This window comes from Streptomyces sp. NPDC048295 (assembly GCF_040652135.1).
In the GTDB taxonomy this organism is placed as follows: Bacteria; Actinomycetota; Actinomycetes; order Streptomycetales; family Streptomycetaceae; genus Streptomyces.
In genome coordinates, this window is record NZ_JBEZLL010000021.1 from 129,984 (window position 1) to 142,517 (window position 12,534).

A 12,534-nucleotide genomic window follows, 5' to 3' on the forward strand; every position below is an offset into this window, starting at 1 on the left:
CATGAGAGGCCCGCCGGTCCGTCCCGCGGCCGTGGGTTCCCCCGCACGGCGGCGGGCCCCGGCGGAACCGAATCCGCCGGGGCCCGCTGCCCGGTGCGTGCGACCGGTGGCCGGTGTCAGTCCGTGCCGGACTCCATCGCGGCGCGGTCCAGCATCGTCTCCTCGTCCGTGGCCTCGCCGCGCGAGGCGATCGCCTGGGCGCCGCCCTGGTCCATCGCGCCGATCAGGCCGGTCGAGGCGGCCTGTGCGGCGCCGATCGGCGTCGGGTGGCCCGTGCCGACCAGACCGAGGCCCGCGTACTGCTCCAGCCGCGCACGCGAGTCGGCGATGTCCAGGTTCCGCATGGTGAGCTGGCCGATCCGGTCCACCGGGCCGAACGCCGAGTCCTCGGTGCGCTCCATGGAGAGCTTGTCCGGGTGGTAGCTGAACGCCGGGCCCGTGGTGTCGAGGACCGAGTAGTCCTCGCCGCGCCGCAGCCGCAGCGTCACCTCACCGGTGACGGCCGCGCCGACCCAGCGCTGGAGCGACTCACGGATCATCAGCGCCTGCGGGTCCAGCCAGCGGCCCTCGTACATCAGCCGGCCGAGCCGCCGGCCCTCGTTGTGGTACGCGGCCAGGGTGTCCTCGTTGTGGATCGCGTTGACCAGGCGCTCGTAGGCGATGTGCAGCAGCGCCATGCCGGGCGCCTCGTAGATGCCGCGGCTCTTGGCCTCGATGATCCGGTTCTCGATCTGGTCGGACATGCCGAGACCGTGGCGGCCGCCGATCGCGTTGGCCTCCATCACGAGGTCGACGGGGGAGGCGAACTCCTTGCCGTTGACGGTGACCGGGCGGCCCTGGTCGAAGCCGATCGTCACGTCCTCCGTGGCGATCTCCACCGACGGGTCCCAGAACCGCACGCCCATGATCGGGTCGACCGTCTCGACGCCGGTGTCCAGGTGCTCCAGGGTCTTGGCCTCGTGCGTGGCGCCCCAGATGTTGGCGTCCGTGGAGTACGCCTTCTCCGTCGAGTCCCGGTAGGGCAGCCCGTGCGCGAGCAGCCACTCGGACATCTCCTTGCGGCCGCCGAGCTCCGTGACGAAGTCCGCGTCCAGCCACGGCTTGTAGATCCGCAGGTGGGGGTTGGCGAGCAGCCCGTACCGGTAGAACCGCTCGATGTCGTTGCCCTTGAACGTGGAGCCGTCGCCCCAGATCTGCACCCCGTCCTCGAGCATGGCCCGCACCAGCAGCGTGCCGGTCACGGCACGTCCCAGCGGCGTGGTGTTGAAGTACGGGCGCCCGCCCGACCTGATGTGGAACGCGCCGCAGGCGAGCGCCGCCAGCCCTTCCTCGACCAGCGCGGCACGGCAGTCGACGAGCCGGGTGATCTCGGCGCCGTACGCGGAGGCACGGCCGGGCACGGACGCGATGTCGGGCTCGTCGTACTGGCCGATGTCGGCGGTGTACGTGCAGGGGACGGCGCCCTTGTCGCGCATCCAGGCGACGGCTACGGAGGTGTCGAGCCCGCCGGAGAAGGCGATGCCGACGCGCTCGCCGGTGGGGAGGGAGGTGAGGACTTTGGACATGGCAAGATTATGCATGGTTTCGCATGGTCATGCAACATGGTGCGTCGTGAACCACGTCGGGCCGGCCACTGTCCGGGCCGGCCCGACCTGGTTCACCGCTCGAAGCGACACGCCGCCCCGGGCGGCGGATCGTCAGGAGCGGCAGGTCGCCTTTATCTGGGCGGCGGCGTGGTGCGCCTTCTCCCACCCCGTGGACCAGTCGTCGCCGCGGTCGAGCATCTTCACCCCGATCGTGGAGCCCTTCAGTGCGAAGGTGCCCGCGTCGACCCACTGGCCGCGGTGGGCGACCTGGTTGATCGTGAAGCTGCTGTACATGGTCGAACGGTCGTTGGCGTTCACCAGCACGTGGTACTTGGTGGGGTGCCCGCCCACGTACAGCGAGGTGTTGCTGTTCGGGATGTATACCGAGATCTGGCAGGTGCGAGCCTGGGTGCCGGGCTTCCACCACCACTTGACGCGGCTCTTCGCGTCGACACCGGTGTCCCCGGACATGGGGACGGAGACATAGCTGCCGTTGCAGCCGTTGCCCGCCGCGCCGCCGGACGACCGGGTGTACCAGCCGGCGCTGCCGTCGGTGAAGTAGCCGTCCTGCTGGTAGCCGCCACCGGCGGGAGTGGCGCAGCCGGGACCGGCGACGCCGGTGTAGACCACGGTCGACTGCGGGGTGGACTTCTCTGTGCCGGAGCCCGAACCGCCCGCCGCGCCGCCCGTGCCGGTCTTGTTCGTCGTGGTCTTCCCGGCAGTGGTCTTCCCGGCCGTGGACTTCGTGCCGTCACCGGCCTTCCGCGCGGTGCCGTCGCCGTCCGCGGTGGTCCCGCCCGTGGAGCCGCCGCCCTCGTTGAGCGGGCCGGAGCCGTGGGCGCCGTCGGCGGACGGGCCGCCGTCCTTGGCGTTCTCGCCGTTCTTGCCGCCCGGAACCTGCTTGCCGTCGACCTTGCGCGGGGAGGGCGCCGCGGAAGCGAACGCGCCGGGTATGTCCCCCTTGCCGGAACCCAGCATGGTGCCCGGGGCCTCGCCGCCGCCCGCCGAGCGCTTGCCGTCGTTGCCACCGCCGACATGCACCAGGAAGGGGACCGTCACCAGCAGGACACCGGCGATGGCGGCGCCCGCGAGGAGCGCCTTGTTCGGACGCCCCGTCTTCTCGGGAGCGTCGGCCGTGGTGGTGGCGGTCATGGTCGCGGTGGCTTCCGCCTCCGTCTCCGCCTCGGAGGTCGCGGCCCCGCCCTCGGCGGTGGCGGCCGCGGCCCCGCTCTCCGTCTCTTCTTCCTGTGCGTTCTTCCGCCCGGGTTGCGCCGCCGCCTCGGAGCTTCGCGTCTCCGCTCCCGCGGGCAGGGGCGCGGCGCTCTCCTCCTCCGTGGAAGACGCCTCGCCGGACGCCTCGCCGGATGCCTCGCCCGACGTCTCGGCGGGCGTCTCGGCGGGCGTCTCCGGCGCCGCTCCGGCTGTCTTCTCCGGAGCGGTGGACGGCTCCGCCGCCCCCGTCGTGCCACTGCCCCCGGCGGATGCCGCGCGAGCGGTCCGTACCGAGGTCTCGCCCGTGGCGGCCTCCGAGGTGGTGCGGGGCTCCGGCTCGGAGACGGCCGGGGTTTCTTCGTTCCTGGACGTGGTCATGGGGTCCTCTGGGTGACGGGACTGGTGGGGAGCTGGTGGGGCGAACCGGTGGAACCGGTGGAACCGGTGGCAGGTGGGGAGACGGTGGGCCGGACGGCGTCGAGTACCTGACGTGCGTCCAGCAGGATGCGTGCCGGGCCTGCCGGGTTGACCGAGAGGCGGACCTGGTCCGTGGAGAGGCCCCGCACCAGATCGGCGACGGCGACCGTGTCGTGAGCCAGGGCGCCCTCGAACGGCTGGTGGGGCACGGCGGTGAAGAGCGGGATCGCAGGTGAACCGTCGGCACCGGCGACTGTCAACGGGCCTCCGTCCGGCGCCCGGAGCACCGCAGCCTCCGCGCCTGCCAGCGCCTCGACGGCATGGCTCAGCGGGCCGTACCCGGTGACGGCCAGCTGCACGGCGGCGTCGACCGGATCGGTCGGCTCGGGCCAGCCCAGGGCGATCGGGGACGGCCGGTAGTCGTCGTTGGGCTGCCACTCCACGACCTCGCCGTCGAGCCCGGACCGCCACTCCCCGGCCACGGCCCAGGGCGGTGGGGCGGCATCGTCCGTCCAGGCGGGGTCGACGACGCCGATCCAGTGGTCCGGCGCCTCCCGCGCGGCCTCGCGGATGTGGTCGGGCACGGGCGGAAGTTCCTGACCTGCCGGCCCGTCGGTGTGCTGCATGTGTGTGCCTCGGTTCGTATCCGTCATGACGTCGTGGTGATGGGTGCCGACGCCGGAGCAACCTCGTCGTCGTGCTGGAGGATCGCCGCGTACGGCGGGTGCTTGAGCAGTTCCCGTACTGCCTCCGGGGACAGATGGCGGTGGTGCGCGAGCACCCTCAGCATCTGCATGTCGGTCAGCTCCAGGGCACGCATGGACAGCCCCTGGGGTGCGAGGTCCAGCGAGGCCATCGCGGATTTGAGCGGATCGTTGAGCGGGCGCAGGTTCACCTGCCGTACGACGATGTCCCGCACCCCGTGGTCGTCGAGGACACGGGCGAGGACGTCGGGGGAGGAGCCGTCCGAGTCCCCTCCGGCGTTGTCGGCGTGGTTGGTGGCCGTGGGGGGAGGCGGCGGTGCCGGTGCCTCGCCCACGGCGGGCTCGACCACGGACGGGGAGGGGGACCGCCGAGGCGTGTGCTGCCGTGTTCGTGGTGGGGTGCTCGACTCGCTGTCCGCGTAGTAGCCCGTCTCCGAAGGGTTCCGGTCGCGATTCGTGTCCGGTTCGACGACCGGCCTGGACCCGTACCGTCGGGGCGTGCGCCGCCGCGCCCGCAGCGGTGTGCCCGACTCGCTGTCCGCGTAGTAGTCCGTCTCCGAAGGGTCCTCCTCCACGTCGTCGGCGGTGGGCTCGACGACGGGGTGGGGTGCCGGTGACCGGGGTGTGTCCTGCTGTGTGTGTGACGGGGCGCTCGACTCGACGTCCGCGAGGTAGTCGGACTCCGACGCGTCGCTGTCGTCGTCCGTGGTGGTCTCGGTCAACGACAAGTCTGTGCTGTTGTGCTGGTTGTCCTGTTGGTCGTCGTGCTGGTTGCTCTGTCGGTCGTCGTGCTGGTTGTCGTGTTGGTCGCTCTGTTGGTCTTCGTCCCTTGAGCTGCTCTCTCCTGAGCTGTCGTCCTCCGTGTCCGAATCGGACTCCGTGAGCACAGGGGACAGTGCCGCCTGGTAGTGGCGGTCCTTCAGGTACAGCACGACACGACGCGTGGGCTCGTCGGCGGTACCGGGATCGAAATCCTGGAACGTGCCGTCGTCCCGGACGACGGTCACCCTGACGCCGAAGGTCCGGGCGGCGAGTGCGGGCAGCAGGTCCGCGGCCCCGTGGTCCCAGCCGGTGTCGTCGGGGGAGCCGCCGGGGCGCCGCAGCTGCGCCAGCGCGAGTGCTCTGCGCTCGTCGGGGGACAGTCGCGCGTACAGCGGCAGGGTGCGTGAGGGGTCCGCGAACTCACGGGCCTCGGGGGACCCTTCGGTGAACGTGGGGCCGCCGCCGTCCAGCTCCTGCGGGTCGAATGTGTCGAGGAGGTCCGGGGTAGCGAAGTCCAGCAGATCGCCGGAGTCGTTCGTCAGGGTGTCCGTCATCCGTCCCAGCAGCCCGGCGGGGGACGTCGCGGTGTTCCCGGAGTTGTCGGCCGGGACCGACAAGGGTGTGCCGGTGTGCCGCAGCCCTGCCCCGAGCGCGTGGAAGAAGGCGTCGCCGTCCTTGGGCACGTCCTGAAGCGTGTACGTGTCACCGTCCGGGGAGACGAGCGTCTGCACGGCGTCGGAGGAGTCCTGTGCCGTGTCCGGGACGGTGAACTTGGGAGTCTTCGGGCTCGGCGACACGGGGGCCGTGAACTCCACCGGGGGAGGCTGGGGGCCGCGGCGCGGTGTGCGGTGGAACCACTGGGTGAGGCGATCCGTCGCCGCGCGCACCCGGCGGAACTCCCGCATCGCGTCGCGCGAGCGGGCGGCCAGCTGCTCCATCCGTTCCAGCCGCTCGGCTGCGGCCTGATCGTCCCCCGTCGACTCGGTGGCCGCGCGCCGGACCGTCCAGTAGGCCTTGTCCGCGTCCACCCATGCCTTGCTCGCCGCGGCCACCGATGTCCAGGCCGCGGTGACGTCGGCAGGAAAGGTCGTGTCGTCGATCAGTCCGAGTTCGCGGGCCACGTCCTCCCGTACCCAGGCCATGACATTGGTCCGGTACTCGACGACCTGCGACCTGTTTCCCTGGACGAAGACACTGGCGAGCTTGCCGTGGGCGATCGTCGCCTCGCCCAGCCAGTCCGTGGGAATCGAGAAGAGCAGGGCCCGGCCCGTCTTGGGCTTGATGTTCTGCTGGGTGCCGTCGGCCGAGGCGATCTTGAGGGTCCCGGACTCGCCGGTGTTCCCCCCGCTGCCCGTGGGCGCGGGCGAGACGCTCCCGACCGACGGTACGGATGTGCCGACGGACGCTCCGAGGGTCGTACTCTGCCCGCCCGTCTCCGTGATGGAGACGTCCGAACTCGCCGACTGCCGCTCGGGGCTCTCCATCGTGGCATCCGCGGCCACGCTCAGCAGTACCGCCTGATTCAGCCGGGGACGGGAGAAGAGCCGGTAGCTGCCCTGGGTGTCCAGAGCGATACCGGCATCGTGCATCGTGGTCGCCAGATAGCCGTTGGACGTCGCGGTGTTGGCGAAGAAGGCCGACGTCTGGGTGCTCGAGAGCCCGTCGGCCAGGGCCTGCCCCGAGGCCAGTCCCTGGGGGGCGAGGCCCGACCTCCGGGCCTTGGCCGCGGCCTCCGTCAGCCGAGGGCCGGTGAGCTCCACGGGGCCGGTGGACTTGGGCAGGTGCGGGAGCTTGGTGTTGAACGCCTTGGCCATGGCCAGGTGCGCGGCGTCCAGCGCCGTGTCGGTGCCGGTGATCCGGCGGGGCATGAAGCCGTTGGAGGGCATGGTGAACACCTCCGTCCCGCCTTCTCGCCGCCAGTTCTCGATGTCTTCGGTCGTGAGCTGCCCCGGCCGCCGGAGTGTGACCCTGGGAGCCGGGTTCTGCTCCTCCAGCGGATTGCTGTCGGTGTTCTCCAGCGGCTCTGTCACCTCGACGGTGATCTCCTGCTGCGAGACCGAGGTGTTCTGCTGGGTCGAGGACGAGGCGTTGTGCTGCACGGCGTCGTCGTTCATGTCCGGCATGGCCAGGCTGAGCGGCAGCTGCTCCCGCAGTGTGCCGATCGGGAAGTCCCCCGACGTGAGCTCCGTTCCGTCGGAGCTCACCAGCACCATGCGGAGCCGGTACGTGGTGAGGAAGTCGGCGAACGGCTCGTTGGGGTAGAACGTGTAGTTCTTCATACGGCTCGCCGACGTGGTGACCGTCTTCTGCTGGGTGACGGCGAGCGAATCGGAAAGGCTCGGCCCGGCGGTGGGGGCAGCGGTGTTCTGGGTCCGCACGGCCTCGGTGACCGAGAAGCCGGTCGTCGTGGTGACGGCCTTGACGCCGTTCACTTCCACGGTCTCGGTCATGCCCAACGTCTCCTGGAACGTGACGCTGTGATCGATCCCGTCGAACTCGGTCTTCTCCTGCGTGAGTTCGATGCGCACCGTGGCGCGCTGCGAGCCGATGGACACCTGGCCGAGTTTGGTCCAGGCGGTGCGGGTCACCGCTGTGACCCCGTTCCGGGCGGCGGCCATCTGCTGCCGGAGGGCGAGCAGTGCGCGCGGCGACACCAGGTCCAGGATGTGGTCCCGCCCGGCGTCGTCGACCCCCTGCGACTTGAGGAGTTCGGCGAAGTCCCGCGCGGCCCGTGAGGAGTCCAGGGAGTTGACCGGGAACGAACCGAACGGTGTGTCCTTCAGCCAGGGCGCGGGTGACCAGGAGTCCTCCTTGTAGAGGGGGACAGGAGGAAGTCCCTGGCCGACGAGCCCGAGACGGTGTGCGGCCTTCTCCGGGATGTGGCCGAGCCATCCTCCGGGCACGTTCAGCTTGAATCCCGCGTAGTGCGAGTTCAGTATCGGCAGCAGTGTGCGCAGGGAGCCGGCCAGCCCGTTGGCCTTTGTCGTGAAGCCGACCTCGTGCTGGATGTCTGCGGTGACCAGGTACTTGAGGTTCTCGTCGTCCCGGTCGTTCTCCACCGAGACCGTGTTCGTCACCGTCGCGGTGCTGCCCTTGGTCCACGTCCCGTTCAGGACCAGTCCGTACGTACCGACCAGTGAAGGCCCCTGGTCGTGGCTGCGTGCGTAGGCGAATCCGAAGTTCAGCTTGGCCACCGTGACCGATGTCTTCGCATGGGTGACCTGGGTCTCGGCGCCGAGCGTCAGCTCGGTCTCCACCGAGACGGGTTTCGACTGCACGACCGGATTCCGGAACGAGGCCCGGTGGACGAGTCGGCCGATCCGATTGACGTACGGTCCGGCGCCGAACAGCTCGACCATGCGCATGCCCGCGCGGGTGACCGACTGGTCCAGGAACGATGCGAGGACCTGAGGCTGGAACTGACGCATCACCGCATCGTGCGGGGCGGCTCCGTACAGGCTGAACTGCCAGGTGTTGCCGGAGCCGTCCTTGAGGGCCGTCTCGACAGCCCGGCTCAGCTCGGAGCTGCCGGCGACTGCGATGACCTGGTGGGGCAGATCGCTGAACGGAGTCAAAGGGGCGGGAAGTTCGGTGAGTTCGTGGACCTCGGCGTCGGCGTCGGCGTCGATGTCCGCGCCACTGTTCGTGTTCTCGTTCGTTTCCGCCCTGTCGTCCGTGTCGCCGTCCAGCAGATCGTGGACCTCCTTGGTGCTCAGGAGGGTGGGGACGGGGGCGGGACGACTCGGGTTCTGCGTCTGTTGCTGTTCCTGGCCCGGTTCCTGGTTCTGTTGCGGGTTCGGCGGAATGTGCTCATCGGGAACGTCGAGCAGGACCCGCCCGGTCACCGCCGGACGGCGTGCCGTGCCGCCGATGAGGTCGATCTCCGCATTGCGCCCGACGGAGAGCCCTGTACCGAGCACGCCGAGGAACCGCAGCGGTTCGCGGAACCGCCAGTACCCACCGCTGGTGACGGTTACCGACAGCTGGTAGCTGAACACATGGGACGGGCCCGACGTGGCGTGCAGGGGTTCGTACGACACCGTGGCACCGGAGCCGGTCTTCCGGGCTTTCTGCCAGGCGAACCGGCCCGCCGGGGTGAGCACACCGCTGTTGATCGGCTGCTTGAAGGAGTCGGCGTTGGTCTCGCGCGCCGACACTCCGATGTCGATCCCGAACTCCCTGGTGTGGGAGACCGTGCCGGAGCTGTCCAGCCGCTGAGTGCCGGGTGTGCTGCTTCGAAGGATCAGCTCGTTGCGTGTGCCCTCGTAGCGGCGTCCGGTCAGGTCGCCCTTGACCTGGATCCAGCGGTACTTCCGCTTGGTTCCGGTGATGTCGACCAGCCGGATACGCAGCCCGTCGGCGGCGAAGGACTCCAGTTGTCCCGCCACGCTGTGATGGCTGAGGGCGTCCATGACACTCAGGGTGTTCTGCAGTGCGGCGTTGAAGTGGTTCCTGCCCCGCCACCCCTTCGTCCTGTCCGCAGGATCTGTGAAGTCGGCGAGCGGCGCGACGAGACCGGGGTGCTGTTCGGCGACGGCCGCGATCACACTGTTCGTCAGCTCGGTGAGGAACGAGGCGGGGGGCGGGGGTGCGGCCGCCGTGGACGCGCCCTGGACGGAGTCCTCCTCGTTGTCCTCGTTGTTCGCGCCATCGCGGTCGTTGTTGCCGTTGCCGTTGCCGTTGCCGTTGTTGGGGAGGAACGCCTCCAGCCTCGTCATGCCGAGCAGTGTCGGGTGGTCCTCGGGCAGATAGACCGGAGGCAGCGGTTCGCCCGTGTGGGGAGTCACGGACGTGATGACGCCGCTGTTGCTGTTGCTCCCCCCGGCCACGGAGGCACTGCCGGCCGAGAGCTGGGCCGAGCGGGTACGCAGGGTCGAGCCGTCGTCCCATCCGGCGAGGCGGCGCGCCTCCGCGCGGGTCATCCGGTCGAGGGTCCGCACGGTGAACGTCCGGCTGCCTTTCCCCCCGGACCTGCGGACGTGGATCTCCTTCTCCACGAGGTACAGCTCGGTGCGGACCTTCTTGGCACGTCCGACGATCTTGCGGCTGCCCGAACCGCCGAAACCGGTGGTCCGGGTGGAGCGGTTGCCGAACTGCGTGAAGCCCGCCACCTGCACGCGCGGCCGGACCGGGCTCGTCGCGTACTCGTCGAGGGAGAAGCTGGGGCCGACGGTGAACTGGAGGTCCTGGCTGTACGCGGTGGACGTACTGCGGTCGTTCTTGATGACCCGCTGAATCGCGTTCCGCAGTTCGGCCGCGTTCGTTCCCGAGAGATGGGTGGCCCTGCCCGGCACGATCTTGTCCACGACGAAGACTCCGGCGGGTTCGCCGGAATCCGTGAACAGGGGTTGGCCGGCGACCGGACCGTGCGCCATCCGGTCCGCGGTCCGGATGAAGTTCTCCGAGCTGAAGAACCGGGTGATCTCCGCGTGCATCGCCGATCCGACGACGGCTTCGGCGTTGCCCACCGCCCATGCGTGGATCTCCGCGACCGAGCCGTATCCCTCGGTGTGCACCGTGCGGTAGTCACTGTGCTCGTCGAGCGTCATCTCATGAGGCGCGTGCTCACGGTTGTGTTCGGCGGTCAGATTGTCCGCGAGACGCAGCAGCAGTCCGTCCTTCACACCGAACGTGATCCTGGAGGCCGGCCCGTCCTGGGTCTGTACCGCGGGTCGGGTTCCCGCCAGGTTGAACCGCTCGGTGATCCTTTTCAGCTTCCCGTGCTTCTCGGGCGCCGGGTCCGTCAGCTCGACGGTGTACATCACATCGCCCAGGTACAGATGCGATTCGTCGGAGTGACGGCTCTCGACCTGGCTCAGGGTCTGGTCCTGGAGGTTGAAGTCGACGGACTTCGTGAAGCCCAGGGTGAGGCCCACCCGCCCGAACATGTTCGCCGGGCCGATCGGTGGGCCGAGCGGGACCGAGACGCCGAACTGCCGTGAAGAACTGGCCGTTTCGGACTTCCCGGAGGTGATCTGGCTGCGATGGATCTGGTCCACCTTGACCGGGTCCAGCGTGATCGGCGCGCCCTTCTCGTTGGTGATCATCGACCAGGGGGCCTGCGGGCGCTGGGAGACCCGCAGCTGGCGGACGCGCCCGGTGGTGTCCTTGAACGGGGCGGAGAGCCAGCCGTCCCCGTGGAACAGGTGGGGCGTCTGCTTCAGGGCCTGCTCCAGTTCGCCGAGCGGGTTGTTCCCGACGGCCCCGGTGCGTCTGGCGGGGACGGGAAGTGCCGACGTGGCTATGTGGGTGAGCACGTTGTCGACACCGCGCTGGATCACCTGGCTCTCACCGTAGGTGAAGGCCGAACCGGCGTTCGTGCCGTCTCCGGTGATGTACGTGGGAAGGCTCAGGCCGCCCGGGAACTGTTGGACCGCGCCCTCGCGTGGTGCCACCACCATCTGGTTGTCGACGGTGGCCGGGCGCTGTTCGGCGAGCCTGGCCACGACGAGCTGGACCACTTCGGTGGAGGCGACGGTCTGTGTGGTGGACGGCGGTCCCAGCGGCTGGTTCTCCTGTTGTGATTCTTGTTGTACCTGGTGCGGGTCGAGCGCGTCCTGCGTGATGTCGTGGGAGGCGGAGCGGAGGTCGTCCTGCCGCTCGGCGGCGGCCGGTCCGGTCTCGGCGGATGTCTCGCCGACCCGGTCGAACAGAGCGGAGTACCGGTCCAGGCCGGGGGTGTCGGTCCCCGACAGTCCTTCGGTGATGCGGCGCAGCAGATCGGGTGTCATCCGCCCGTCACGGTACGGACCCCAGACGCCGTCGTCACCGCCGAATCGCTCCTTGTCCAGTGCGCCGAGTGCCGCCAGCAACGAGTCGTGGTCGGGGGACTGTGCGATCTGCGTGCCGAAGGTGCCGCGAAGGGTGCGCACCAGCTGGAGCGTGCGCATCGTGGCCCAGACGTCGGGGGAGTCCTCGGAGGACGTGGCTCCGGTGGAGCTCCCGACGCCCGCCGCGTCCGAGGCGTTCGTGGTGTCCGCCGGAGGGTGCAGGCCGGCTGTGCGGGCGAGCGCGGTGAGTTCGGCGCCGGACGGCTCGGGAGTGTAGGAGATCCAGTGACCGGGATTTTCGTCGCTGTCCCGGAAGAGCACCGGGCGTATCTGCTGATCGGAGCCGATCGCCGTACCCGCCGTCGTGGTGGGTGCGTACACCGGCCGACCCGTCACATTGGCGACGTGCTGGGCGACGGACAGCCCGCCGTGCGTGGGCGAGGCGCCGGTGGAGCAGGCGTACAGCACGATGGGGCGGTCCTTGGGACCGAGGTCGGCGGAGTGCTCCAGGTAGCGACCGAGCTCCCGGCCGCTGATCACCACGGTCGTCCCGTCCTCCCGCGTCAGCGTCACCCGTGTGGGAGTGCCGTGCGCCGCGAAGAAGGACACCTTCTGGCCACCCCAGGGCAGTCGGCGCTGCCGGCGGTACATGGACGATTCCTGGTGATGGTGGTCCTGGAAGGTCGTGGAGGCGATGACGGTGCTGAAACGTCCACTTCGCGGCGCCCAGTCCGCCTGCGTGTACGAGGCGAGGACCGACGACTCGGATGTGTCGTTCGTGACCGTCTGCCGGACGATTTCGTCCGAGTCGACCGTGTGGTCATCGGCCGAGCGGGCGGACCTGAGCAAGAGCCGGGGAGGCGGCGTGGTGGAACTGACAGTGGCTGTATCGACGGCCGGGGAGATCTCCGACACCGCTTCGGTGGTGTCGCCGAAGAGGCCGAGGCTGATGTCGATGTCGGATTCGTCGTCGGTTTTCGGTGTGGTGGTGGTGTCGCCGAAGAGGCCGAGGCTGATGTCGATGTCGGATTCGTCGTCGGTTTTCGGTGTGGTGGTGGTGTCGCCGAAGAGGCCGAGGCTGAA

5 protein-coding genes are annotated in these 12,534 nt (G+C 69.7%); 1 reads left to right on the plus strand and 4 read right to left on the minus strand.

The window, feature by feature from the left end:
- Positions 1–116: 116 nt before the first annotated feature.
- The 4 genes from argG to AB0D53_RS28075 all read right to left on the minus strand — a co-directional run bounded on the left by argG (position 117) and on the right by AB0D53_RS28075 (position 12,102).
- Positions 117–1,565, minus strand: a complete 1,449-nt coding sequence (argG, locus tag AB0D53_RS28060; RefSeq protein ID WP_362451524.1) for an argininosuccinate synthase — start codon at positions 1,563–1,565, stop codon at positions 117–119.
- 132 nt (positions 1,566–1,697) lie between these two features.
- Entirely contained in the window at positions 1,698–3,176 is a 1,479-nt protein-coding gene (locus AB0D53_RS28065) for a hypothetical protein (protein WP_362451527.1), read from the minus strand.
- Positions 3,173–3,799 carry a type VII secretion system-associated protein gene (locus tag AB0D53_RS28070; protein WP_362451529.1) on the minus strand — a complete coding sequence of 209 codons (627 nt, stop codon included), beginning with the start codon at positions 3,797–3,799 and terminating at the stop codon, positions 3,173–3,175. The genes AB0D53_RS28065 and AB0D53_RS28070 overlap by 4 nt, the downstream gene beginning before the upstream one ends.
- A 65-nt stretch (positions 3,800–3,864) precedes the next feature.
- Complete coding sequence (locus AB0D53_RS28075; RefSeq protein WP_362451531.1) at positions 3,865–12,102, minus strand: hypothetical protein; 8,238 nt, start codon at positions 12,100–12,102, stop codon at positions 3,865–3,867.
- 43 nt (positions 12,103–12,145) lie between these two features.
- On the opposite strand from AB0D53_RS28075, the gene AB0D53_RS28080 reads away from it, so the two are divergent.
- Positions 12,146–12,534 (plus strand): hypothetical protein (locus AB0D53_RS28080; RefSeq protein WP_362451533.1); only part of this gene is annotated, 389 nt, incomplete at its 3' end.